This is a genomic window from Peribacillus sp. NPDC097224, assembly GCF_044761985.1.
Classification (GTDB): domain Bacteria; phylum Bacillota; class Bacilli; order Bacillales; family DSM-1321; genus Peribacillus.
The window spans coordinates 185,235-207,455 of the sequence record NZ_JBIWDK010000008.1 but is presented as its reverse complement, the minus strand read 5'-3'; the positions used below and the strand labels follow the sequence as shown (position 1 = coordinate 207,455).

Sequence of the window (22,221 nt, the reverse complement as noted above, 5' to 3'; positions counted from 1 at the left end):
TGGATGGTATATGTGGATTGTGAATAGGTAGCCGTAAGTGATAAAAGAAGTAGTTCCAAAACCCAGTCATACCAAGGGTTTGGGCATGCAAGTTATCTAAGGGTCTAAAGAATGGGTCTGAAAAGAAAGAACTGAAAAAGATCCTGAATAATCGTTTGAATAAGGAGATGAATTGGTTTCATCGTTTAGGGCAAAATGAATGTCCTTAAATACTTACTTAAAAAACCCGCTGAGGAAGAAATCAGCGAGTTTCTTATTCTATCATTATACAAACTACTTACCATCAAACACTGATATCCTGGCTTTCGTTCGTCTGGATTTTTTTCAATCGGTTTATGTCCAGACGAATCAATAAGGAAACAATCAATGCAACGGCGAAAAAACCAGTGAATACGATTAAACTTTGGGAGTAACTCCCGGTTGTTTCCCTGATCCATGAAGCAAACATCGGACCCACGAGCCCAGCAGCTGCCCATGCCGTTAGAATATATCCATGAATGGCACCTAACTGCTTCGTACCGAACAAATCTCCGATATACGCTGGAATGGAAGCGAATCCTCCACCATAGCATGTATAAATAATCGCTAATAAAATTTGATAGATAACCGGGTTATCCGTAATGATCAAGAGCGGGAAGGCAATGACCTGTATCGTGAAAAATATGGTATACGTATTCGGGCGACCAATAAAATCCGATACAGATGCCCAGCCAATCCGTCCAAGACCATTGAAGGCACCGAGCACGCCCACTAGTGCCGCAGCAGCAGCGGCGCTTAACCCAATACTTTCCTGGGCAAGCGGGGAGGCAGCTGAAATGATGGCAATCCCACAAGTTATATTAATGAACAGCATGATCCATAGATAATAAAAACGTTTTGTTTTAACTGCTTCGTTAGCGGTCAACTGCGAAAGATCTTGCAATGCCTTCACTTTGCCCGTTTTGATTTTCTCTTTATACCCCACAGGTAGCCAGCCTTTCTCTGGAGGTTCCAAGTAAAGAGAGGAAGCGATCATGATGATGAAATAAGCAGTTCCAAGAATGAAAAAGGTAGTAGCAATTCCTACCGATTCAATCAGACCCTGGATGATTGGCGAGTTAATCAGTGCCGCAAACCCAAAGCCCATAATGGCTAGGCCAGTCGCTAGACCCCTGCGATCTGGAAACCACTTCACCAAGGTCGATACCGGTGCTATGTAGCCTACACCGAGCCCAATCCCACCGAAAACGCCATAAGAAATATAAAGGAGAGGCAAGGATTCCAGATGAATCGCTACACCGGACCCCGTAATACCTAAACCAAAAAAAATCGCCGAGAGAATCCCCGCTTTCCTAGGTCCATATTTTTCAACAAAATGACCAAGAAATGCAGCCGATAACCCAAGAAACAAAATCGCAATACTAAATGTTAAGCTAATATCAGTCAAATCCCAACCGAATTCGCTTGCAAGTGGCTTCGTGAATACGCTCCAAGCATACACCGAACCAATCGACAAGTGAATTCCCACTGCAGAAACAGCAATCAACCACCTATTCTTCGTCTTCTTCCCCATTCCCCAACATCCCCCTTACAAATGAACGAAACATCATACTTAGACAAAATACCCGTAGATGAAAACAATCCACACGTAAAATATCTACAAAAATAGTAACATATGGATAATTATTAGACAATTCATTTAAAAAACAACCAGTTTAATGAACGAAGTGGGTAGGGGAACGTATTGAAGCATGATAAAAGCGCGTCGATAGAATCAACGCGCCCGAACCTTTTAATGTAACATGATGGATCCACCGTCTACCATCAACGTTTGACCAGTAATATATTTACTATCGTCGGAAGCTAAAAATACAGCCACGCGACCGATGTCTTCCTCGGGATCACCCAAGCGCCCCACCGGAATACCCGCCAGCATTCCTTCGTACATATCGGGATGCGCTTTGGCCCAAGCTTGCACGCCTTCCGAGTTGGCAATCGGAGAAATTAGATTGATGGTGATTCCAAATCCGCCAAGTTCATTGGCCGTGACACGGGTAAGACCACGAATCGCTTCTTTTGCCGCTGCATAGGCCGCTTGTGTCGGCTGCCCTTTAATCCCCGCCCCAGAAGCGAAGTTGATAATATTTCCCTTCGTTTCTTTTAGATGGGGAACGGCCGCCTGCATTAAATAGAATGTTGGATAAAACCCGGTATTGAATGATAAATCCAGATTCTCTCTAGTCGTTTCCATAAAGGGAATTTGTCTCGATACATGAGCATTATTAACGAGCACATTCAGCTTTCCGTATTTCTCCACAACCTGGTCCACTAACCCTTTTAACTCATCATGCTTCGTTAAATCGAATCGAATGAACATCGAATTAGGTGAGTATTGTTGCAACGAGGCCTCCACTTTCCTGCCTGTTTCTTCATTCACATCGACAATGACTACGTTTGCGCCCTCTTTCGCCATCGCATGAGCCATACCAGCACCGATTCCACCAGCACCACCAGTAATCAAGACCACTTTATCTTCTAATTTTTTCATATAAACACCTTCCTTCACCATGATTATTGCTTTTTCTAGTAATAAAATCAAAAATTTGTCTCTATATAATTAAACTACCCTTAAAACATATCCCTTATCAATCCCACGACCATGGGATTAAGTCGATGCACACGTTGTTTACTCAACTGGCATCCTCTATTGATTGTTTATCGTTAAAAAATCCAACAAAAAAACGCTGAATCAGATTCAACGTTTTTTGTTGGTATTTCATGTGAATATTATTCTAAATGATCCACAGCATATTGAGCTTCTTCTTTGGTAAACTTTTCCCCATACTCTGAAACCAATTGATCATAAACCGCTGCTTTTGACATATCCATTTCATCCACATACGTTTTTGCTTTCTTCAACGCATTTTCTTTCCAGTCAATTTCTATATTGTCGATAGCATATTGTGCCGCTTCTTCTGGGAATTTTTCTCCATGCTCTGAAACCAATTGATCATAAACCGCTGCTTTTGACATATCCATGTTTTCCGCATACGTTTCTGCTTTCTTTAATGCTGCCTTATGTTCGTTTGGTACATTATCTGGTGCTTTCTTATCATCTTCTACCTTTTTGTCGTCTTTTACCTTATTTGGCTCTGCCACTTTATTATCATTTTCTACCTTGGTATCATCATCTTTCCCGCCTAATGAAGTGATAATCACCAAGATGATGATTACTAAAATACCGGTGAAAATTTTATGCCTCATAAAAAAATTACGTTGATCTTTTCCACAATGAACGCATTTCTTTACTCCTTTTGCAATTTCCTTACCGCAAGCTTTACACTTGGTCATCTGATTACTCAAAATATTCCCTCGCATTTCTTCGTACATGTTTTTTAAATATACCTAAATACCTATATCATTATACCGTTTGGATTAGATAATCATATAAGTTATTAAGAATTGGTAGAAACTCGCATTTGTTCGTTGTCCTGACTCCTAAAAAAACAACATAAAATAGGGCCTTCTGTTTTCTAGCCAATTGTCATCATCCATTACTCAAAAAAGGCATTTGAATCGAAACTCAAATGCCTTTTTTGATATTACCCATATATTTTATTATGCTTTAACAGCCAATTCTACTAAGCGTTGTGCGGAAGCCTTTACTTCTTCCAACCCTGCAGAAATGATTTCTTGTGCTTTATCAGACATTGCATTGTGACCTTCGATGATGACCTCATCGATGATTTCCATGCCGAAGATGCCGCCAAATACGTTGCGCATGTAGTTAACAGCCATTTCCATCGGAGCCGCTTCCGGTGTTGAGTAAACTCCGCCGCGAGCGTTTAGGAAGATCGCTTTTTTGTCAGTCATTAATTGAACCATGTTCCCATTTGCATCATATTTGAATGCAAATCCTGCCGCAAAGACATAATCGATGAATGTATGCAGTTTAGCCGGGATTGTTAAGTTCCATAATGGGAACGCGAATACCACTACGTCCGCTGCAGTGATTGCGTCCATTGCTTTTTGTTTAGCAGCCAAAAGACGTGATTCCACATCCGTTAACTCTCCGCCTGTTTGCACTTTGCCGAACGCGTTGAAAATTTCTTGACCGAAGTATGGTGTATCTTCTTCAAACACATCATAAGTTGTTACATTTACGTCTTTGCCTTCTAATGAAGCCATGAACGTTTCGTACATTTTGCTTGAGATTCCTTCTGTTGCCGGACGGTTGTTTGCTTTCACTACTAATACATTCATTATATATTCTCCTCATTTATCCTACATTTAGTTATTTTAAAATAATGTATCTTTATTTCAAGATAATTATATTTTGTATCATCCATCCTATTCTGTCAACATATTAGATTTGTTTTCGTTATACTTTTATTATGTTTTAAATAACAATAACTCCATACATGTACCGTTTCTGCAGACAAAGTACTTTGTGCATCGACGATTGCGAATCACTCTAACCCCAAGCATAAAAAAACCGCTCGGCCCTTAAGGCTAAGCGGTTCTGTTCTAGTCTTGACTCTGGCCAGGATTGCTTCTCTTACGTTTTTCCGCAGAATACTCTTTACCGTGTGCTTCATGTTCGGCAATGATGGCTTCTTCTGGAATATGGTTATTCTTCTTCGGTGAACTGATGCGATTACGATGCTTTTTACCCATGATAATCCCCCCTTTAAGTAAAGGATAAGCATATCTTGTCCGGGAAACTGAAAAACATGTATAGGGCAGGATTCCTCTTCTCAAGGTCGAATAACAAGAATGGAAGGGGATGATACAGATGTTTCCGATACTCGAGACAGAAAGACTGACCTTAAGGGAAATTACCGAAATCGATAGCCCAGAAATCTACCAGTGCTTTTCCAATGATGACCTTACACGTTTTTATGGGCAAGATTCGTTTGAAAGTATCGAACAGGCAAGGGAAATCATTGAAAAATTTGCTGAGAACTATAAAGAGAAACGGGCCATTCGTTGGGGAATCGAAAGAAAAGGGATACCTGGACTGATTGGAACGATAGGATTTCACGCCTACCTTCCCAAAAACAGAAGAGCCGAAGTTGGCTATGAACTCCATCCGGATCATTGGCATAAAGGGTATATGACAGAGGCGCTCAAAGAAATCACGGCCTTCGGTTTCAATGAGCTCGGTCTGACGCGTATCGGTGCGGTGGTGTTTACGGAAAATGTCCAATCCAGTCAGTTATTAAAAAAGGCAGGCTTTGTCGAGGAAGGGATCCTTCGAAAGTACATGTATCAAAATGGAGTCCCACACGATACGTATATGTATTCCTTGATTAAGTAGGGGAATGCATAAAGAGACTGCCAAGCATTATCTTGGGCAGTCTCTAATTTCCAAGCTCTCGTTGGACTCCATCGATAACGGCATTTCCATCATGTAGAACTTGTTTTTTCTCCGTAATTCCGGTCAAAATATAACCGATATTGAGAGATCACTTCATCTTATACGATTAAATAATCTTGCAACGCCTGCTGCAGCGTTCCTTTCGTTTCTGCTTTATTACCAAAGCACACTCCAGATCTCACCATTTTCGTAACGATCTCAGGACGGAGGCCAGTGATTACCGCTTTACACCCCATCATCGCCGTCCCATCCAGAATGTTCATTAACTTTCTAAGGACGGAAATTTCCATATCGACGATTCCTGATAAATCCAATATCAAAACTTGTATCCCTAGTTTTCCTATCTCTATCAGTACTTTTTCCTCGATGATATACATGCGTGATTCTTCCATATCCCCAATCAAAGGCAGGATGCAGATACTTGGGGTAATTGGAATGATCGGGACGGATAAGTTCTCCACCAAGTTCTGTTGCGATAAGATCAACCGATCCTTATAATCCGAGTAACGAATGAAGAACGCTTTAAGAAATTGGTCGACCTGTTCATTCACTTTCTTCTCTAAATCGAAAAACACTTCCACATTATTGAATGTATCTTGTAATTGTTCATATTCATAAAGGAATTTCCATAACGTTCTGCGAATGGCCTGAACCCATTCCAACTTGAATGAAAGAGTCAAGGAGTGCGTGGCCCACGCTTCTCCCTCTTGTTCAGCAAAAGCAATGATGGCTGCCTCATTCTGTTCCACGATGTACCGAACCAGCTTATGCGCATTATTCAGAAGGTCCACATTCCCAACCAGCAGGATTTCCTCGATTTTTTCTCTAACATTGACTGCCTCTTCCAAAATTTGCTGCTCGAAATCATCCTTTTTTTCTAGGAGGAACTCCATGATTTTGTCTTCTTCATTAATGGAAAAGCTCAACATACCCACTCCTTTTTCGTCACATCTGTACTCCTAGATTTCTCTGTGACAGGAGGTTTTTCCTGCTAAATGCTAATAAAAATAGATAATGGTCAATCGGTCAGTTTTAAAAAGTCGAAATATCTGCAGTGAACTTATCCTGCTCAGTGACATTCGACCTCATTTTTTGATGCATTCGTTCACTTTTTTGATTCATTCGACCACGAATAGGATTTATTCAACCACAGCCCTTAGTTATTCGACCACAGACAGAAAAATAAGCATAACTTTTCAGCTATGCTTACATACACATTCCTATTTATTCAGTCGTTTCTTTTTCGTCTTCGTCACTATTATCACGACGATAGATTTCCGAGATGCCATTCATCCCGTTCAAAAGCTGTTGAGTCGTAAAGTCTTCCCCGCCGACTAAATTATCCTCACGCTTTTGCTTTTCATCTTTTTTCAAATTTGATTGATCCATGTGGTATTCACCTCCATGATATAGGGTGTCTTATCATGGAAGGAGTATGCATGAGTAGCCCCGTATATAAAAAAAGCCGCCATCATAAACATGCTGGCTGACTCATATTTTACTTTCCTGTCGATTTCACTGCTTTCACTTCATACAATCCGCCTTCTGAGCTGACGATATAATCAGGCTTTGGCTTGCCAAGATTGGCTTTATGTCCAGCAATGTGTGCGTCGCTCTTCTCCCACTGCTTCCAGTATTCCTCTGATTCCCAGCGAATCATGATGATTACTTCCTCATCGCCCCGTCGCACCTTTTTGACCAATACACTTAGATCGACGAACCCTTCTTGCTTTTCAATCAAACCTTCTCTACTGAATTTTTGCACGATTTGATCTGCATGGCCTTCTGTTACTACTGTTTTTTTCATTTGAACGAACATTGTGCACATCCCCTTCACTCTATTCTCTATTAACTAGTTTAATCAATAATGATTCTCACTGTCAATTAATAGTAACTTCAAGCTGCCCCCATTCTTAGTTATGTGACAAATATCCTTTCCCTTCATCATTTTTCGCCCGATTTTGCAAAAACACATTCAAGCTCGGACGACCCTGCATACTATACCATTAGCTTCTGAAAGGAGGGGTTTGAATGCCAAAAGGAAAAAAAGGAAAAAAGGGTAAACATTCTACGGGTCATAAGTCTACTGGTAGCAAGTCCACTGGACACAAGTCCACTGACTGCACATTCACTGGCAACACGTATACTGGTGGCACGTACACTGGCCGAACGTTTACTGGTAGTCCATTTACCGGAGATACCTTCACTGACGATTTCTTCACTGGAGATACAACGACTGGATGTAGGAAAAAGAGAAGAAATAGAAGATAGGTAAATGAATGATGGTTGCTTCAGCTTGGTGACTAGTAGCCGCTTCATCAGGCTGAAGCTTCTTTCTTAACACTAGTATAAAAGGTAGGTAATGGTATGAGCTATCCTATTCCCTCTTATTTCTTGACGATTGAAGAAAATGATTTGGATCATTTACGGGAAAATGTCTGGAGCAACACCCCCATCCCCGCCTATTTAAAGGTTGGTAAGAATACCTATGACATCGATATGGCCTATCGGGGCTCATATACACGGAAATTCCGGAAACGGTCCTATTGGGTGGATTTCATCGAACCCGAAAGATTCTATGGTGCTCGAAAGATTCATCTGAACGCTGAATATAGAGATCCCTCATTAATGCGGAATAAGCTTTCCCTAGATTTCTTCGAAGACCTCGGAGTGCTATCCCCACGAAGTCAGCCTATCAATTTAACACGTAATGATGACTTAAAGGGCGTCTATTTACAATTGGAATCCGTGGATGAATGTTTTTTAGAAAAAAGAGGTCTTCCTTCCGGCCCCATCTACTACGCCGTTGGCAATGATGCAAACTTTGCCCTGGAGAGAGATGGAAAACCAAAACAATCGCTTCTTTCTGGTTATAAACGAGTGTATGGCATCGAGTCAGACGATCTTTTCCTTCATCATTTCATCCACAAAATCAATACGACCCCTTTACCCAAATTACATGATGTCGTCGCACGGCAAATAAATATTGATTCTTACTTACGCTGGTTAGCTGCAGCCGTTTGTACGATGAATAACGATGGATTCACCCACAACTATGCCTTATATCGCAATAGTAAAACGGGGTTATTCGAAATCATTCCTTGGGACTATGATGCAACATGGGGACGGAAAGTGAGCGGTGGGGTCATGGAGCACACGTACGTGCCTATTGAAGGAGTAAAGAAAAACCACCTGAACGCCCTTCTCTTACAAATTCCTGAATTTCGTACACGCTATAAAGATATAGTAGAAGAAATTCTTGAAACAACATTCACGGTCGATTATATGGAAGATAAAGTACACACCCTCCATCAAGCGTTACGACCCCATGTCCTCCTCGATCCTTATAAGAAGGGGCAGATCGATGTATTCGATCAAGAACCTGAATTCATCTTTGAATTCATTCGCAAACGGAATGCTTATTTAAAAACACAACTAAAAACCCTAGATAAGGAACACATGAAAACGAATCAGGATTGGCAGAAAGGAGATTCCTCAGTGGCACCCATTTGCATGAAAAACACAGGAAAATATGGACGCGGGATTTTCGCTACACGGGATATAAAAAAAGATGAACTGTTAGAGGTATCCCCTGTTGTCGTTTCGCCTAAAAAGGACTGGAAATACTTAAAGAAAACCTCACTATTTGAACATTGCTTCTATTGGGGAGACGATGATACAGCGATTGCCCTAGGATATGGTTCCTTATTTAATCATTCCTATACCCCAAATGCCAGGTTTGATAATAATGAAGAACGGATGACCATCGACTTTTATGCATATGCTGATATATTGGCCGGGGAGGAAATCACCATCAATTATAATGGCGAGGTGGACGATACAGATTCTCTATGGTTTGATGTAATTGAGTAATTTTTGCAAAAACCGTTCCGTAAAGCGAACGGTTTTACTTTTATAAACCTATCTTCTACCTCTTCCTTTTCAAAAAAAAACCGAAACCCCCAAAGGGATTTCGACTTTTCCAACGAATTACACCATCAATTCGTAATATCCTTTTTTTGAAAGAAGAAAAAGGTTAGCGCTAAGAATAGGAAATAATAGACGGCAAGCACACCTATAGAGAAACCAAGGGATGCCCCTTCGAACATGTTCACCGTTTCAGAAATATATCCTCTTAAATCGAGATGAGGAAATAAGACAAATTTTAACCACTCATTTTTTTCAATAAATGACTGAATGATCGCAGTCAACGTAGAAGAAGCAAATAAAATGAAGATGGCAATCCCCACCGCAAGGGCTTGGCTTTTAAATAATGTGCTTAACATGAAGGCGATGGCTGTGATCACCAAGAATCCAGGGATCCAATAGACCATCATATTCACAACATATTCGCCAACTAAAACAGGTGCGAATCCAAAAGAAGTCGGATCCATGATTTTATCTGTATAAGAACCACTTCCAAAGAATAAAAGACCAATTAGATAGCTGAATGCGAGTAAAATCACAAGTAATAGTGCCGCAAATAATAGGGAAGTAATGTATTTGGAAAGTAGGATCTTCCAACGTTTATAAGGCCTGATCAACAACTGCTTAATCGTTCCATCCGAAAACTCGGAAGACACGAGGGAACTACAAACGATGACGACAAATAAAGTAATGAATGAAGTGATGGATGTCGTCCATTCCGCCATGTACGTCCAGTTCGTTTGAAGGTCTGGGTTTATGTTTTCCTTGAGAAGTTGTTCGTTAACTTCCATTTGTTCCTTGAAGAATTCCTTGTCTTCATCATCAAATTCCGGACTTTTCATTTGTTTTTCCTGCTCTTTTATATCTGCACGCACATCTTGCTTCCAGTCTGCATCTTTATCGACTGGATTCAGTTTACTTTCAATGAACGCCGAGCCGATTACCATTAATAGAAGGAAACCGATAAACACATAGCTCGATTTTTTTTGAAAAATCTTCATCCATTCATTGCGTATCAAGGACATCATACCGTTTCCCTCATTCCCTGCTGTGTTATTTCAAAGAACTTATCTTCTAGCGATTTTCTAGTAACCACGATTTCATAGACATCGATTTGATTCTTTATGAAACTACTATTTATACGGGCCGTCTGTCCACGTGTCGCTGATACGGAAATGGATTCCGCACTATGCTTGATCACTGGAAGACTAGGAAACTCTTCTAGCAAAATCGTTTTTGCCCGCTCCCCATCGTTAACCGTAAAGGCCACTTCATGAATGTCCTCTTGTTTTTCTTCTGTTCTCTTTTCTTCCGTATGTATCAATTTACCCTTTTCGATAATGGCAAAGGTATCACACATTAACTGCATTTCTGAAAGGAGATGCGAAGAAATCAACACGCCCACTCCCTCACTTGCCAGCAGCTTCAAGTGGTCACGGAATTCACGTATTCCTTGTGGATCCAAGCCATTGGTCGGTTCATCAAAAATCAATAAAGAAGGTTTATGTAAGATGGCCTGTGCTACACCAAGACGCTGACGCATGCCCAATGAATAGGTTTTCACCTTTTTATCGATGGCCTCTTCCAATTTGACGATCTTGATCACTTCTTCGATTCGCTCAGGGGAAATCTTATTATGTGACATGTGGGCATAATGCATGATGTTCTTTCTGCCCGTCATATATTTATAGAACTCTGGATTTTCGACAATGGCCCCTAGTTGGTTCATCGCCCCTTCAAAATCCTTATCAAGATCATGCCCCTTGATCATGACACTGCCGCCCGTGCGATTAATAAGACCCGTGATCATCCGGATAATCGTCGTTTTCCCCGCTCCATTCGGACCAAGCAAACCGAATATTTCATTGCTTTTGATTTCAAAACTCACATCATCGACAATGACGTTTTTCCCAATTTTCTTCTTCAAGGATTGAACCTTAAGAACTGTTTCCGACATAATATACCTACCTTTTTTTGAATTGACCTATAAGTCACCAGTATAAACGTATCATAATATCCACTTATTTTCCATCTAGTTTATAAGTACTTCTTTATTTTAGGCTATGTTCTAAAAGAATGTTGCTACAAGTATTTAATAAAGAAAGAACGTTTGAAGGTCCTAAATCATTCTCATTTCTATTTTACGGATGCCTTTCGCCTTCTTTGTTTCTCCAAGGAACAGTAAAAAAAATGATAGTTAAATAACCGAGCTTGGTGAAAATTCCCCAAGTTCTTTTTTAAGATTACTACTTATTCAAAACCATTTTTGAAAACATAGTATTATATAACTACGCATGATATGATAAAAAAGGAAAAAAATTCTATAAAATAAATCTATGTAACTGATTAGGAGTGTTGTTAGAATGAAAAAAATTATCTCGATTTTTGCAAGTGTTTGTTTACTAACATTATGTTTATCATTCAATTCAACCGAAGCTAAAACCACAAGCTATGACAAAGCCTATGCAGCAACAGTCCTTTCTGTAAAATCTTCAGCAGGAACATCGTATAAAACATTGGGGAAAATTAAGGTTGGGACAATCGTAAAAGTATATGGTGGCGTACCTATCGGTAAGGATCAGGATAACTTGTCCTCTTCTGAACAATATGGCTGGTCAAAAATCAAATACAAAGGTAAATACGGCTATGTAAAAACACACGAACTCCACTTTGCTGATCCATATAAATGGTCACCAGGAGTAAAAACAAAAACAATTAACGAGATTAAGAAAAATTATGTTGGCAAAAAAGATAAAACCAAACTAGAAAAAAGTGATCTAGGTTATTATGATATGTATATACAATTCGATGGAAAAGGTGATTGGCATCAACTTGTATATATTAACTGTAAAACAGGCTGGTATCACGGTTAATTAAGTAATACCTTAAAAACTTAAAAAAGAGCCATATCTATTAGATATATTTAATAGGTGTGGCTCTTTTATCTCTTTTTAGGTGGAATAAGAATCATTCGTATTTAATCGTAAAAAATTATAGTCAGCATATTGAATGACTTTTTGTGAATCTACAAAGGAAATTCGAATTTTAATTTAAGATTATAGGTTAGAAAATGTTTCAGTTGATGGATATTCAGAAGTCCGTCTAAGTGCATTTGAAGGAAATCACGCTATATAATCATATGAGAAATGGGGATTAACTATAAGATTCGATCCGCCCCTTCACTATCTAATTTATAGCCTACTCTATAGAAAAACGTGTTATCGAATAGGAAGATTTCACAATACCTATATGTAATCAATTCATTTCATCTGCCTCCCATTTATTAAACCCTACGTCTTTTACTCCATTCCTCCAGGGACATCATGGTAAAGTCTTCTTCGACATCCAATCTTAAAGGGGTGATCAATTCAAGGGAGTTACCATCGGGATCTTGAAAATAGATGGCTGCGTGGGCATGAGGGTTATTAGGTAGAATAAGCGGCTGCCTATCAGGTGGAAAGTCGAAAGCTGTTTTTATCTGAATTCCCTTATCTCCCAGCCATTCTTTCGCATGTTCAATATCTTTTTTGTCCACATGTAAGGCAACATGCCTCAGAGAAGGGTGGTAAGGGGTTTGCACTTTATCCGTTTCCCACAACCCTAACCAACTACGCCCCTTCTCAATCCAAAAGAAAGCTAAGGTATCATTTTGATAGGCTAGTTCTAACTCCAGTTGTTCATAGAATTCGATGGATCGAGCAAGATTTGATACAGGTAAATGTGCTTCATACAGGCCTTTGATCATGGGTTGGCTCTCCTCTGCTATGTCGGATAAAAAGGGTGTCTTCCCCTTCAACTCTTCGTTTTATCGATGATGCGGATTAGGTTTCCCGAGCGATCTTGAAAGATGGCGTATCTACCTGGTGGAATATCACATGGTTCCTTCACAAAATCCAATGTGCTGTTTTCATGGTAAAACCGGTCTACACTATCCACGATAAAAACGCCACCGGCCGAGAATCCTTCCTCATCATCTTCCAAGCATTAACTGCACATCACTATCCGGAAGCTTTAACGCAACCGTATGGTCCCCTTCCTGCCAAGCTTCTTCAAATCCCAACACTTCCCGATAGTAACGGGATGAACCTTTTAAATATTTGACTGGATGACATAAAAAAGCTAATTTCATTTTCTCGCCTCCCACATATTTTTCATTCCTTAAGACCTTTATTTCTTCAGGACAATGACAATCGAGGGATTCAATTTCTTTAATTCCTCAAGGAACTTTTCACGATTTTCCGGGGAAATAAGCACCGTTTTGCCATTCCCATATAGGATTTCCAACCGGTCGAGTGAAAGCGCTGGCGAAGATAATGGATTAAAGGTTCTTCTTATCGATCTGATTTCATAGACCGGGATGATTTTATGAATGAATGCCGACCGAACGACCAAACTATTTCTCTCTATCACATAATAGGTCGTAAACCATATCCAAAGAATCAAACCGGCTACCGGCACGCCTATATATAGACTTGTCAGGTCTTGATCCGTGAATAGCGGGATGAAGACTGCGATGATTATCCCTAAGAAGACAGGGTAAGTCCACCAATCTTTCTTTGATTGAAATTTCATTAAAACTCTCCTTTTACTCGTTTTGGGATGGTCAAACTTTTCCAGGCATCCCCCTTTTGCAGCTTGGCTATATAGACGATCTGGCCGATATGGTAGGAATAGTGATACAGTTGTCGCTCAAGGGCCTCAATCAAGGTATGGGGTTCTTTTCTAATGAATATGTCTCGAAGCAGATGTTCCTTCTTGATGGCATGCAAGGAATAATGAAGGACATTCCATCCCTTTTCCCAAACCTCGATTAACTCTTTTCGACTGGTAATGGCAGGCTCGAATTCCGCATCTCGGTCCCTGGACTGTTTCTCCCCATCTGTATATAAAAAGTCCGTCCACCGTGAAACCATATTCCCGCTCATATGCTTCACGATGATGGCGATACTATTGGATTGCTCATTCGGTGACCAAAAAAGCATCTCCTCATCAAGCTGTTCCATCGCCTTATCCGCTGTATATTTCATATCCTTAAACCGCCATTTAAACACCCTAATATATTCAGAAGAAATATCGTTTGACATCTCACCATCCCCTTTGTATGTATTTCTCTATTAAAGGGGGATTTCCTTCTCTTTATCACTGATTGAATGGGATAAGTTTCAGGTGACTTAGGAGTAAAAACTGGAACTACATCAAATAATAAGCCAGTATTTCATCTTAAATAAAGGAGATGTTTTTTATTAAAAACCTGTTCATGAAGGTAACGTTATTGATTATGTCATTCGCCTTAGTTTTCTTTCCTCTACATACGGAAGCCAAAGGTAAAGCAAATCCTTCGAGGCAATGTATGGAAGAAACGTCGGTTCAACTACAAAGTGCTTTACGGAAACTTTGGATTGATCATATCATCTGGACAAAAAGCTATATTGTCAGTGCCATCTCAGACCTGGATGACCAAGAACAAGTATTAGCAAGGTTATTACAAAACCAGGATGATATCGGGAATGCCATTAAGCCCTATTATGGGGAGGAAGCCAGTAACAAGCTGGCCCAACTGCTAAGGGAACATATCCTTATAGCAGGAAAAGTGGTGGAGGCAGCAAAAAGCGGAAACCAAAATAACTTCAAGAAATACAATACGGAATGGTATAAAAACGCTGATGATATCGCCCTCTTTCTCAGCAAAGCCAATCCAAATTGGAGCAATGAAGAATTAAAGGAACTGTTATATATGCATCTGCAATTGTTGACAGACCAAGTGAGTGCCCGACTTAAAAAGGACACAGACGCTGAAATTGTTGCTTTTGATAAAGGAGAAGACCATATTATTATATTGGCGGATGTTTTAACCAAAGGGATTATCAAGCAATTTCCTAAGAAGTTTTAGATTTTGAACGAAATATTTCATAGCAATAGCAATGGTAAAGTAGCATTCTTTCATTGAATGCTATTTTTTCTGTATCTTTTTGGAATTTTCTATACAATGGTAATAACTAACAGAAAAAGAGGTGATAAAATGGAGAATCCATTCGAAAATTTCCCTACTTTAGAAACGGAACGACTAATCCTGAGGAAAATAACGTGGGAAGATGCTGAAGATATTCATGTTTACGGTTCTGATGAAGAAGTGACAAAATACGTCACGTGGGATAACCATAAGACACTGGCTGATACTAGAGATTTTATTGACTTTGCCATGGCACAATATGAGAATAAGCATGTCGCTCCGTGGGGAATCCAGTATAAAGAGACTAGGAAGATCATCGGAACCATTGATTTTGTCTCGTGGCTGGTCGGGCATCGTGTGGCCGAAATCGGTTATGTACTTTCTCAAGATTATTGGGGAAAGGGAATCATGACAGAAGCTGCCAATGAAGTGATTGCCTTTGGCTTTAACCGGATGAATGTCGTTCGAATTCAAGCAAGATGTTTCGTGGAGAATACAGGATCCGCACGGGTGATGGAGAAAATAGGTATGTCATTTGAAGGAACCTTGAGAAAAGGCATCTTCGCAAAAGGAAAACATCAAGATCTTAACATGTACTCCATACTACAAGAGGAGTTCTCCCCGCTTCATCAGCCCAAAACGGAAAATAACATTTAAGCAGCTTGTCCTTTCAAGCTGCTTTAGTTGGAGGAATGATCGATGAATACCTTGTAAATTTCATTTCTGTCATTACCAATATCCACTCGTTTATACTTCTCATAAACTCCTCTCCTTTTTTTAACGCATCAAATAAATTTATGATATCCTCTAAAACCGTAATCATTACAATTTTCACATATGGTTTGAATTTTAGTCGCTTTTAGTCCATCCATTACAGGTATTTAAATATCCATTTGGATCATATCAGGCATTAATTCTTCGGTACGTTTAATCGCTTCTTCTCCATTTTTCCCTTCTCCTATAATAAGAAAGTCTTCAATTCTTCTAAGATTCCTCGAATTCCTTCTCTTGCCTTCTCTTTCAATAGAATGATCATCATATTATTTAATCTTTTCATTCTGTCTATACTAATGTTATGAACATTTACACTTCAAGGAAATGTTGTCTGTACACCATGAGCATGGTTGGTATCCTCATTAAATTTATACATTTATTAGCTAGACTAAAGTGTGAATCCATTCGAAAGCGAGGAGACTAAAGAAGTGAAAATAATGTATTATATCTTGTTTCTCCTCTTATTATCATTTTGCTTGCCAGCTGTATCAGAAGCCACAGGCACTTTACAATCTAAAATTGTTGAAGCTCCAAACGGTGCCACGATTAAAATAGAGGAGGGAGAGTATGAGGAGACAGTAATAATCTCCAAGCCAGTAACCCTAGAAGGAACAGGTAAAGTCCTTCTTCGCTCTTGTGAGGATAAACCGGTAGTTACCATTCTCAACAAGGGTGTTACTCTAAAAAATATGATGGTGGAACATTGTGGGAGTGATAAAGAAGACACAGCTATTTATGTTACGGGGTCTCATCATAATCTGGAAAAACTAAACATTGAGACGAGGCATTTAGGGATTAGGCTCGACAATGCAAATGACGTGACAATCCAAGACAGCGAGATTATGGGCATAAATCGAGGGAATGGAATCGATTTATGGAAATCAAACCGAAATAAGTTTAAGAACCTTAAGATCACGAATGTTTCTGACGGAATTTATTTAGAGCAAAGCAACGAGAACACCTTACGTGGGAATAACATCCAGAAATCCCGTTATGGTATGCATCTCATGTTCTCCGACGATAATATACTTGAAGAAAATGTATCTAGATTAAATACAACAGGCACGGAGTTAATGGAATCAAAACGCACAGTCGTTCATAATAATCAATTTTCTTCTAATAATAATAGTGTGAATGCTCAAGGACTGTTACTATACTTGGCTTCTGATACTGAGGTGACCGGAAATGAGTTCATTTCCAATCGAGTAGGCATTTTTATCGAAAAAGCTGAGAACAACCGATTGGAATTCAATAAGATCATGGACAATTTTACTGGAGTACAGTTTTTAAAATCGAATGGAAACAACGCAGTAAATAATACATTCGTTGGAAACGTCAACGATGCCCAGGCAATAGAAAGCTCAAAGAATCAATTGAACGGTAATTATTGGGACGCTGCTAGCAAAGTTGATGTAAACGGAAATGGCGAGAGCGATATTGTCTATACAGCCGACCCATATTTTCTTACCTTAACGGCGGATGTTCCGGAATATCAACTGTTTTTTCAAGCACCAGGAATTATCATGTTACAAAATATGTTGAAAAGTCCATATGAACAGTTGTTAATAGATTCAGCCCCTCTTATGGACATGACCATGGAAGTAGAAAAAGAACAATCATCTCGTTTGATTTTATGGTGTATGAGTGCAGTGATGATAGTAGCCAGTTGTAGTTTATTTATATTTGGGAGGAAAAGACGATGAAGAAAAAACTATTTAGTTTCCTTGCGTTGGTAGGAATCATGATGAGTATTACAGCATGTGGAAATGATGAGGTAAAACCTGTTGCCATTAATGAAGCGACGGACACTTGTGAAACATGTAATATGGCCGTTGTTAACGATCAACATGCTACCCAAATTATTTTAGAAAATGGTAAATCCATGGTTTTTGATGATATAGGCTGTATGTATGATTGGATTCATGCTAATGAAAACAAACAAATGGATGCTCAATTTGTCCGTGACTACAACGATAAAGAATGGATTTTAGGAAAAGATGCAACGTATGTATACAATCCATCGGTTAAAACACCAATGGCCTATAATGTAGTATCGTTTAAAGATAAAGCTTCAGCTGAAGAGTTTGCCACTGAAAATGAAGGCAGTCAGCTAATGTCTGCAAACGATTTAGCTGACTATGGTTGGGAGCAAAACCATGAAATGATGAAGAAACAAAAAATGAAGAAACATTCACATTCTGACGGTGAAGAGGATAGTCATATGTGATGATTTTCATTAAGAGAATAGGGGTCCGCTCCGTTTTCGGGCGGCTCCTTTTACTTTATCGGGTTTCTGATCGTTCTATTTTGAGATAATTTGTGAGATGGCCGAAGAATGTTCGAAAAGAGGAATGAAGATGTGGAATATTTGGTTATCTGAACTGCGCATGACAGTTCGACAGCGATCGTATTATTCTTTTCTTGGCTTGTGGGTCGCTGTATTGTCTCTCTTATTTTTATTACAAAGCAGCTCCCCCTCCTTAACTGGTTATACCAATACGACTGGTACTATAGTCAATGTCGCATTATATATCATTCCACTTTTCATGTTAATCATTGGTTCCTTTGCAATCGCCAATGAGATGGAGAATGGACAATGGCGGTTGTTGAATACCTATCCGTTATTTACATTGTCATACATAGTGGGGAAAATAGGTGGTCAATTCACGGCTCAAGTGATCGTATTTACGTTCAGTTATGGGATTAGCTTGGCAATAGGGCTAGTGAGTGGGAGCATTTTTTCCGGTGATTGGCTTTTATCTATTTACTTTTTCTCTATTACTCTTATTTTTTTCTTTCTCATCCTTGGCATAACCATAGGGTGTATCGTATCGACAAGGTGGCAGGCGTTATCAATTTCCGTCATTATCTGGTTTTTTCTAATCATGATTTGGCCGACTGCATTGATTGGTATCTTAGGTGTGCTCCCTTATCCTTGGATTGCCCCCATGATGAAATTCTTCTTATTTGCCAATCCCGCTGAAATCATTCGGGTGTCCTTTGTTCTGTCACTTGATGCAGGGGCAGTTTTTGGTCAAGCCTATGATTCACTTATGACTTTCTTGGACTCTCCTTTCGGAATCATTACCTATATATTATATGTCATTGGATTTTTGTCACTGACATTATTATTTTCGATGCTCATGCTGGAATGGAGGAAACGGCGATGACAGGATTAAAAGTGGACGGTGTCTCGAAGGTTTATAAGAAAAAGACGGCATTATATCCATGTTCTTTTGAAGTAACGGAGGGAACTTGTGTCGTCTTATGCGGTGGAAATGGTGCTGGCAAAAGTACATTATTGCAAATAATTGCGGGCATTCTTTATCCATCAAGTGGTACAACTTCTATTAATGGAAGAGTAATGAACTATGAACGCGAGAACTATTTAAGCGAAATCGGGTTCATGCCTGATGATTTCCAAGCCCAGGAAATGATGACGGTTGAAGAGTTCCTTAGTTTTTATGGATCTTTACGGAAGGTGAAAAGCGATAGGATTAATGAAGTAATCGATTTGATAGGCCTTGTTGATAAGAAACGTGAACTAGTGAAAAGTTTGTCTAAGGGCATGAGGCAGCGCTTATTATTCGGACAATCCATTTTAGCCAAACCGAATGTTTTGCTACTGGATGAGCCGACAAATGGATTGGATCCCTACTGGGTAAACCAGTTCATTGAAATCCTTAATCAAATTAAAAAAAATGGTACAATCATTGTTTTTTCTACCCATATGATGGATGTAGCAGCCGAGACGGGCAATATTATACTATTTATGAAACAAGGGGAAGTCATTCAGATAATCAAGAATGACAACAAAATAGAAGAGACGACAATGAAATTGTTGAAGCTTCACCGACAATAGGATTCCTTGCCTTTCACGGATTAACTGTAACAAATAGAATGTGTGCTACACCTAGCCAATCGTGCGGTTGGCTCCATTCCTATCATCACTTTTTCCATGCTTTGTTCTTGCTTTAGTTGATACATCCATTACAGGAAATGTTAAAATTCCTGCTTGATAAGGAGAGAACCATTTGAAGATACATTATTTGTATCTTTTTTTACGTTTGCAATTTGAGCTAAAAAGTCATAATATAAGTATATTCTTATATATTAATATTCAGAGGTGATGAAATGGATTTTCTTTTACTTGAGAAGCAATTGAAAGCAGTAGCAGATAGGAATCGCCTTACCCTCCTTTCATGTTTGAAAGGCGGAGAGGTATGTGTATGTGATTTAGTCGATGTGCTTGGTTTATCGCAGCCTGCCGTAAGCCAGCAGTTAAAGAAGCTGGAGGAAGCCGGAATTATTGTGGCCCGCAAAGTCGGCACATGGAAACATTATCGGCTAGTGGAGGAACAAACGCCCCTTATGCAGACGGTACTCGCTCAAATAGAGAAGCAAGATACATGTCAGTGCGGATCTGAATGTGATGTTTCGTCATGAGTGAACAGCCTTTAACCAAACAGCTTTCCTTTTTGGATCGTTATTTAACGGTATGGATTTTTGTAGCGATGGCTGTTGGGATTGCCATTAGTTTACTTCTTCCGAATTTCAAGGAACTACTGGATGTCGCAAGTGTGGGTACGACGAGTATCCCCATTGCCATCGGTCTCATCATTATGTTGTATCCCCCATTAGCGAAAGTGAAATATGAAGAAATGTGGCGAGTGTTTAAAGACGTAAAAGTCTTAGCTCTCTCACTTTTTCAAAACTGGCTACTTGGTCCATTTTTAATGTTCTTCTTAGCGATTATCTTCCTGCATGACTACCCGGAATATATGGCCGGACTCATTATGATTGGTCTGGCTCGTTGTATTGCCATGGTCATTGTGTGGAATGACCTTGCAAAAGGCGACAGGGAATATGTAGCTGGCCTAGTGGCGTTTAACTCAATCTTTCAAATTTTCATGTACCCTGTATTTGCCTGGCTATTTTTAAATGTAATGCCTAGCTGGTTTGGTTTGGATACATTCAATGTGGCGATATCCGTTTGGGAGATTACCAAGAGTGTGCTCATTTACTTAGGAATTCCGTTTGCAGCAGGCATGTTAACACGTTTTATCGGGCTCAAAACGGTGGGAGAGAAAGTATACGAAGAAAAGTTTTTACCGAAGATTTCACCATTCACCCTTCTTGCCCTATTGTTTACGATCGTGATGATGTTTGCACTAAAAGGGGATCAAATCGTTGAGCTACCTTTTGACGCACTGCGGATTGCCATTCCGTTATTCATCTACTTCATCATCATGTTTGTGGTATCCTTCTTTGCTTCACGCAAGGCAGGTGCAGGTTATCCGGTAACGGCTGCCCTCTCTTTTACAGCCGCCAGTAATAACTTTGAGCTAGCCATTGCCGTGGCGATTGCCGTGTTTGGTCTTCATTCCGATGCAGCATTTGCTGCCGTCATAGGGCCCCTTGTAGAAGTTCCGGTCTTGATTGGGCTTGTAAGTGTGGCTTTACATTGGCAAAAGAAATACTTTAAAACAATCAAGTTATAGGGGGATTCATCATGACGAACACGCTATATTTTTTGTGCACGGGTAACTCGTGCCGTAGTCAAATGGCTGAAGGTTGGGCTAAGAAGTTGTTACCTAGCGAGTGGAACGTTTTAAGTGCCGGACTTGAAGCACACGGCTTAAATCCTCGTGCCGTCAAGGCCATGCATGAGGTAGGTATTGATATTACATCGCATACATCGGATGTCATTGATAAAGAGATCTTAGACAGTGCAACGCTTGTGGTCACGCTTTGTGGGCATGCGGATGAACACTGCCCCGTCACCCCGCCACACGTAAAAAGGGAACATTGGGGTTTCCCGGATCCTGCAAAGGCAACAGGAACAGACGAGGAAAAATGGCAAGTATTCCAACAAGTGCGTGATGCGATTGGTGTACGCATTGAACAATTTGCAAAGGAGCAAGCATAATGAAAATGTCCGTTGAAGGAAAAAACTACTTAACACAAGCCATTGAGGGTTCAGAAGTGAAAACACTTCGATTTTACGGGATTGCCGGTTGTTGTGGAGTGAATCTTGGCGTTGGATTAGATGACGCACAACCTACAGACGAGGTCGCATTTGTCGAGGGAATCCAAGTAGCCGTTGATCCACAAGTGAAAGCACAATTAGAAGGTGTAACAATTCATGCGGAAGAAGAAAATGGTGAAATGGGTTTAGTGTTACAAGGCTTTACCCCAACAAGTTGCTGAT

29 protein-coding genes and 1 pseudogene are annotated in these 22,221 nt (G+C 39.8%); 15 read left to right on the top strand and 15 right to left on the bottom strand.

Annotation, left to right across the window (positions count from 1 at the left end):
• Positions 1-283: 283 nt before the first annotated feature.
• From ACIQXR_RS16460 to ACIQXR_RS16440, 5 genes are all read right to left on the bottom strand, one after another.
• Complete coding sequence (locus ACIQXR_RS16460; protein WP_402874188.1) at positions 284-1,552, bottom strand: L-lactate MFS transporter; 1,269 nt, start codon at positions 1,550-1,552, stop codon at positions 284-286.
• A gap of 219 nt (positions 1,553-1,771) precedes the next feature.
• The gene (locus tag ACIQXR_RS16455) at positions 1,772-2,527 is read right to left on the bottom strand and encodes an SDR family NAD(P)-dependent oxidoreductase (protein ID WP_402957341.1); all 756 of its coding nucleotides are present in this window, start codon (positions 2,525-2,527) and stop codon (positions 1,772-1,774) included.
• 239 nt (positions 2,528-2,766) lie between these two features.
• Positions 2,767-3,330: an Ltp family lipoprotein gene (locus ACIQXR_RS16450; protein WP_403080487.1), complete on the bottom strand. Its 564-nt coding sequence runs from the start codon at positions 3,328-3,330 to the stop codon at positions 2,767-2,769.
• A 267-nt stretch (positions 3,331-3,597) separates the two neighbouring features.
• Positions 3,598-4,242 carry an FMN-dependent NADH-azoreductase gene (locus ACIQXR_RS16445; protein WP_403080466.1) on the bottom strand — a complete coding sequence of 215 codons (645 nt, stop codon included), beginning with the start codon at positions 4,240-4,242 and terminating at the stop codon, positions 3,598-3,600.
• 264 nt (positions 4,243-4,506) lie between these two features.
• The gene (locus tag ACIQXR_RS16440) at positions 4,507-4,656 is read right to left on the bottom strand and encodes a hypothetical protein (RefSeq protein WP_402874177.1); all 150 of its coding nucleotides are present in this window, start codon (positions 4,654-4,656) and stop codon (positions 4,507-4,509) included.
• 118 nt (positions 4,657-4,774) lie between these two features.
• Between ACIQXR_RS16440 and ACIQXR_RS16435 the strand changes: the two genes are divergently transcribed.
• A complete protein-coding gene (locus ACIQXR_RS16435; protein ID WP_403080463.1) occupies positions 4,775-5,299 on the top strand; it encodes a GNAT family N-acetyltransferase in 525 nt (174 codons plus the stop codon).
• A gap of 158 nt (positions 5,300-5,457) precedes the next feature.
• Here the strand turns inward: ACIQXR_RS16435 and ACIQXR_RS16430 are convergent, their stop codons facing one another.
• From ACIQXR_RS16430 to ACIQXR_RS16420, 3 genes are all read right to left on the bottom strand, one after another.
• Entirely contained in the window at positions 5,458-6,288 is an 831-nt protein-coding gene (locus ACIQXR_RS16430; protein WP_402957335.1) for an STAS domain-containing protein, read from the bottom strand.
• A 295-nt stretch (positions 6,289-6,583) separates the two neighbouring features.
• A complete protein-coding gene (locus tag ACIQXR_RS16425; protein WP_402957333.1) occupies positions 6,584-6,748 on the bottom strand; it encodes a hypothetical protein in 165 nt (54 codons plus the stop codon).
• A 109-nt stretch (positions 6,749-6,857) separates the two neighbouring features.
• Complete coding sequence (locus tag ACIQXR_RS16420; RefSeq protein ID WP_402874169.1) at positions 6,858-7,178, bottom strand: antibiotic biosynthesis monooxygenase family protein; 321 nt, start codon at positions 7,176-7,178, stop codon at positions 6,858-6,860.
• Positions 7,179-7,390: 212 nt separating this feature from the next.
• Between ACIQXR_RS16420 and ACIQXR_RS16415 the strand changes: the two genes are divergently transcribed.
• The 3 genes and pseudogenes from ACIQXR_RS16415 to ACIQXR_RS16405 all read left to right on the top strand — a co-directional run bounded on the left by ACIQXR_RS16415 (position 7,391) and on the right by ACIQXR_RS16405 (position 9,232).
• Positions 7,391-7,630 (top strand): hypothetical protein, encoded by a 240-nt coding sequence (locus tag ACIQXR_RS16415; protein WP_403080461.1) that lies wholly within the window; start codon positions 7,391-7,393, stop codon positions 7,628-7,630.
• 96 nt (positions 7,631-7,726) lie between these two features.
• A pseudogene (locus tag ACIQXR_RS16410) lies at positions 7,727-8,806 on the top strand (CotH kinase family protein); the annotation flags it as partial.
• 12 nt (positions 8,807-8,818) lie between these two features.
• Positions 8,819-9,232 carry an SET domain-containing protein gene (locus ACIQXR_RS16405; RefSeq protein WP_403080485.1) on the top strand — a complete coding sequence of 138 codons (414 nt, stop codon included), beginning with the start codon at positions 8,819-8,821 and terminating at the stop codon, positions 9,230-9,232.
• Positions 9,233-9,357: 125 nt separating this feature from the next.
• Here the strand turns inward: ACIQXR_RS16405 and ACIQXR_RS16400 are convergent, their stop codons facing one another.
• Entirely contained in the window at positions 9,358-10,314 is a 957-nt protein-coding gene (locus tag ACIQXR_RS16400; RefSeq protein ID WP_402987115.1) for an ABC transporter permease, read from the bottom strand.
• A complete protein-coding gene (locus ACIQXR_RS16395; protein WP_403080459.1) occupies positions 10,311-11,243 on the bottom strand; it encodes an ABC transporter ATP-binding protein in 933 nt (310 codons plus the stop codon). The genes ACIQXR_RS16400 and ACIQXR_RS16395 overlap by 4 nt, the downstream gene beginning before the upstream one ends.
• Before the next feature lie 406 nt (positions 11,244-11,649).
• Here ACIQXR_RS16395 and ACIQXR_RS16390 point away from each other — a divergent pair, with 406 nt between their 5' ends.
• On the top strand, positions 11,650-12,159 hold the full coding sequence (locus tag ACIQXR_RS16390) for an SH3 domain-containing protein (protein ID WP_403080457.1): 510 nt from the start codon (positions 11,650-11,652) through the stop codon (positions 12,157-12,159).
• A 410-nt stretch (positions 12,160-12,569) separates the two neighbouring features.
• Here ACIQXR_RS16390 and ACIQXR_RS16385 read toward each other — a convergent pair whose 3' ends face one another.
• From ACIQXR_RS16385 to ACIQXR_RS16365, 5 genes are read right to left on the bottom strand one after another with little or no spacing between them, the layout of a single operon-like run.
• Positions 12,570-13,031 carry a VOC family protein gene (locus tag ACIQXR_RS16385; RefSeq protein ID WP_402987121.1) on the bottom strand — a complete coding sequence of 154 codons (462 nt, stop codon included), beginning with the start codon at positions 13,029-13,031 and terminating at the stop codon, positions 12,570-12,572.
• Positions 13,032-13,078: 47 nt separating this feature from the next.
• On the bottom strand, positions 13,079-13,267 hold the full coding sequence (locus ACIQXR_RS16380; protein ID WP_403080455.1) for a VOC family protein: 189 nt from the start codon (positions 13,265-13,267) through the stop codon (positions 13,079-13,081).
• Entirely contained in the window at positions 13,257-13,415 is a 159-nt protein-coding gene (locus tag ACIQXR_RS16375; protein WP_403080453.1) for a VOC family protein, read from the bottom strand. Before ACIQXR_RS16375 ends, ACIQXR_RS16380 begins: the two co-directional genes overlap by 11 nt.
• A 38-nt stretch (positions 13,416-13,453) precedes the next feature.
• On the bottom strand, positions 13,454-13,858 hold the full coding sequence (locus tag ACIQXR_RS16370; RefSeq protein ID WP_402987125.1) for a PH domain-containing protein: 405 nt from the start codon (positions 13,856-13,858) through the stop codon (positions 13,454-13,456).
• Positions 13,858-14,370, bottom strand: coding sequence for a DUF1572 family protein (locus ACIQXR_RS16365; RefSeq protein WP_403080450.1), 513 nt, complete (start codon positions 14,368-14,370; stop codon positions 13,858-13,860). The genes ACIQXR_RS16370 and ACIQXR_RS16365 overlap by 1 nt, the downstream gene beginning before the upstream one ends.
• Before the next feature lie 158 nt (positions 14,371-14,528).
• Between ACIQXR_RS16365 and ACIQXR_RS16360 the strand changes: the two genes are divergently transcribed.
• From ACIQXR_RS16360 to ACIQXR_RS16315, 10 genes are all read left to right on the top strand, one after another.
• Positions 14,529-15,176, top strand: a complete 648-nt coding sequence (locus tag ACIQXR_RS16360) for a glycosyltransferase (RefSeq protein WP_403080483.1) — start codon at positions 14,529-14,531, stop codon at positions 15,174-15,176.
• 129 nt (positions 15,177-15,305) lie between these two features.
• Positions 15,306-15,893 (top strand): GNAT family N-acetyltransferase, encoded by a 588-nt coding sequence (locus ACIQXR_RS16355; RefSeq protein WP_402987129.1) that lies wholly within the window; start codon positions 15,306-15,308, stop codon positions 15,891-15,893.
• Between the two features lie 554 nt (positions 15,894-16,447).
• A complete protein-coding gene (locus tag ACIQXR_RS16350; protein WP_403080481.1) occupies positions 16,448-17,713 on the top strand; it encodes a right-handed parallel beta-helix repeat-containing protein in 1,266 nt (421 codons plus the stop codon).
• The gene (locus ACIQXR_RS16345) at positions 17,710-18,237 is read left to right on the top strand and encodes a nitrous oxide reductase accessory protein NosL (protein ID WP_403080448.1); all 528 of its coding nucleotides are present in this window, start codon (positions 17,710-17,712) and stop codon (positions 18,235-18,237) included. Before ACIQXR_RS16350 ends, ACIQXR_RS16345 begins: the two co-directional genes overlap by 4 nt.
• A gap of 130 nt (positions 18,238-18,367) precedes the next feature.
• Positions 18,368-19,180: an ABC transporter permease gene (locus ACIQXR_RS16340; RefSeq protein WP_403080446.1), complete on the top strand. Its 813-nt coding sequence runs from the start codon at positions 18,368-18,370 to the stop codon at positions 19,178-19,180.
• Entirely contained in the window at positions 19,177-19,872 is a 696-nt protein-coding gene (locus ACIQXR_RS16335; protein ID WP_403080441.1) for an ABC transporter ATP-binding protein, read from the top strand. The genes ACIQXR_RS16340 and ACIQXR_RS16335 overlap by 4 nt, the downstream gene beginning before the upstream one ends.
• A 272-nt stretch (positions 19,873-20,144) precedes the next feature.
• Complete coding sequence (locus ACIQXR_RS16330; RefSeq protein ID WP_403080439.1) at positions 20,145-20,456, top strand: ArsR/SmtB family transcription factor; 312 nt, start codon at positions 20,145-20,147, stop codon at positions 20,454-20,456.
• Positions 20,453-21,511 (top strand): ACR3 family arsenite efflux transporter, encoded by a 1,059-nt coding sequence (arsB, locus tag ACIQXR_RS16325; RefSeq protein WP_403080437.1) that lies wholly within the window; start codon positions 20,453-20,455, stop codon positions 21,509-21,511. Before ACIQXR_RS16330 ends, arsB begins: the two co-directional genes overlap by 4 nt.
• An 11-nt stretch (positions 21,512-21,522) precedes the next feature.
• Positions 21,523-21,939 carry an arsenate reductase (thioredoxin) gene (gene arsC / locus ACIQXR_RS16320; RefSeq protein WP_403080435.1) on the top strand — a complete coding sequence of 139 codons (417 nt, stop codon included), beginning with the start codon at positions 21,523-21,525 and terminating at the stop codon, positions 21,937-21,939.
• Entirely contained in the window at positions 21,939-22,220 is a 282-nt protein-coding gene (locus tag ACIQXR_RS16315) for a Fe-S cluster assembly protein HesB (RefSeq protein WP_403080433.1), read from the top strand. Before arsC ends, ACIQXR_RS16315 begins: the two co-directional genes overlap by 1 nt.
• Position 22,221: the final 1 nt, after the last annotated feature.

Bases quoted from the DNA above. Each gene is read 5' to 3' on its own strand.
- arsC (WP_403080435.1), top strand. From the start codon at position 21,523: ATGACGAACACGCTATATTTTTTGTGCACGGGTAACTCGTGCCGTAGT.
- ACIQXR_RS16395 (WP_403080459.1), bottom strand. From the start codon at position 11,243: ATGTCGGAAACAGTTCTTAAGGTTCAATCCTTGAAGAAGAAAATTGGG.
- ACIQXR_RS16355 (WP_402987129.1), top strand. From the start codon at position 15,306: ATGGAGAATCCATTCGAAAATTTCCCTACTTTAGAAACGGAACGACTA.
- ACIQXR_RS16350 (WP_403080481.1), top strand. From the start codon at position 16,448: ATGTATTATATCTTGTTTCTCCTCTTATTATCATTTTGCTTGCCAGCT.
- ACIQXR_RS16430 (WP_402957335.1), bottom strand. From the start codon at position 6,288: ATGTTGAGCTTTTCCATTAATGAAGAAGACAAAATCATGGAGTTCCTC.
- ACIQXR_RS16345 (WP_403080448.1), top strand. From the start codon at position 17,710: ATGAAGAAAAAACTATTTAGTTTCCTTGCGTTGGTAGGAATCATGATG.
- ACIQXR_RS16425 (WP_402957333.1), bottom strand. From the start codon at position 6,748: ATGGATCAATCAAATTTGAAAAAAGATGAAAAGCAAAAGCGTGAGGAT.
- ACIQXR_RS16440 (WP_402874177.1), bottom strand. From the start codon at position 4,656: ATGGGTAAAAAGCATCGTAATCGCATCAGTTCACCGAAGAAGAATAAC.
- ACIQXR_RS16420 (WP_402874169.1), bottom strand. From the start codon at position 7,178: ATGTTCGTTCAAATGAAAAAAACAGTAGTAACAGAAGGCCATGCAGAT.
- ACIQXR_RS16375 (WP_403080453.1), bottom strand. From the start codon at position 13,415: ATGAAATTAGCTTTTTTATGTCATCCAGTCAAATATTTAAAAGGTTCA.
- ACIQXR_RS16315 (WP_403080433.1), top strand. From the start codon at position 21,939: ATGAAAATGTCCGTTGAAGGAAAAAACTACTTAACACAAGCCATTGAG.
- ACIQXR_RS16340 (WP_403080446.1), top strand. From the start codon at position 18,368: ATGTGGAATATTTGGTTATCTGAACTGCGCATGACAGTTCGACAGCGA.
- ACIQXR_RS16435 (WP_403080463.1), top strand. From the start codon at position 4,775: ATGTTTCCGATACTCGAGACAGAAAGACTGACCTTAAGGGAAATTACC.
- ACIQXR_RS16405 (WP_403080485.1), top strand. From the start codon at position 8,819: ATGAAAACGAATCAGGATTGGCAGAAAGGAGATTCCTCAGTGGCACCC.
- ACIQXR_RS16335 (WP_403080441.1), top strand. From the start codon at position 19,177: ATGACAGGATTAAAAGTGGACGGTGTCTCGAAGGTTTATAAGAAAAAG.
- ACIQXR_RS16365 (WP_403080450.1), bottom strand. From the start codon at position 14,370: ATGTCAAACGATATTTCTTCTGAATATATTAGGGTGTTTAAATGGCGG.
- ACIQXR_RS16450 (WP_403080487.1), bottom strand. From the start codon at position 3,330: ATGACCAAGTGTAAAGCTTGCGGTAAGGAAATTGCAAAAGGAGTAAAG.
- ACIQXR_RS16460 (WP_402874188.1), bottom strand. From the start codon at position 1,552: ATGGGGAAGAAGACGAAGAATAGGTGGTTGATTGCTGTTTCTGCAGTG.
- ACIQXR_RS16455 (WP_402957341.1), bottom strand. From the start codon at position 2,527: ATGAAAAAATTAGAAGATAAAGTGGTCTTGATTACTGGTGGTGCTGGT.
- ACIQXR_RS16400 (WP_402987115.1), bottom strand. From the start codon at position 10,314: ATGATGTCCTTGATACGCAATGAATGGATGAAGATTTTTCAAAAAAAA.
- ACIQXR_RS16330 (WP_403080439.1), top strand. From the start codon at position 20,145: ATGGATTTTCTTTTACTTGAGAAGCAATTGAAAGCAGTAGCAGATAGG.
- ACIQXR_RS16415 (WP_403080461.1), top strand. From the start codon at position 7,391: ATGCCAAAAGGAAAAAAAGGAAAAAAGGGTAAACATTCTACGGGTCAT.
- ACIQXR_RS16390 (WP_403080457.1), top strand. From the start codon at position 11,650: ATGAAAAAAATTATCTCGATTTTTGCAAGTGTTTGTTTACTAACATTA.
- ACIQXR_RS16445 (WP_403080466.1), bottom strand. From the start codon at position 4,242: ATGAATGTATTAGTAGTGAAAGCAAACAACCGTCCGGCAACAGAAGGA.
- ACIQXR_RS16370 (WP_402987125.1), bottom strand. From the start codon at position 13,858: ATGAAATTTCAATCAAAGAAAGATTGGTGGACTTACCCTGTCTTCTTA.
- ACIQXR_RS16385 (WP_402987121.1), bottom strand. From the start codon at position 13,031: ATGATCAAAGGCCTGTATGAAGCACATTTACCTGTATCAAATCTTGCT.
- arsB (WP_403080437.1), top strand. From the start codon at position 20,453: ATGAGTGAACAGCCTTTAACCAAACAGCTTTCCTTTTTGGATCGTTAT.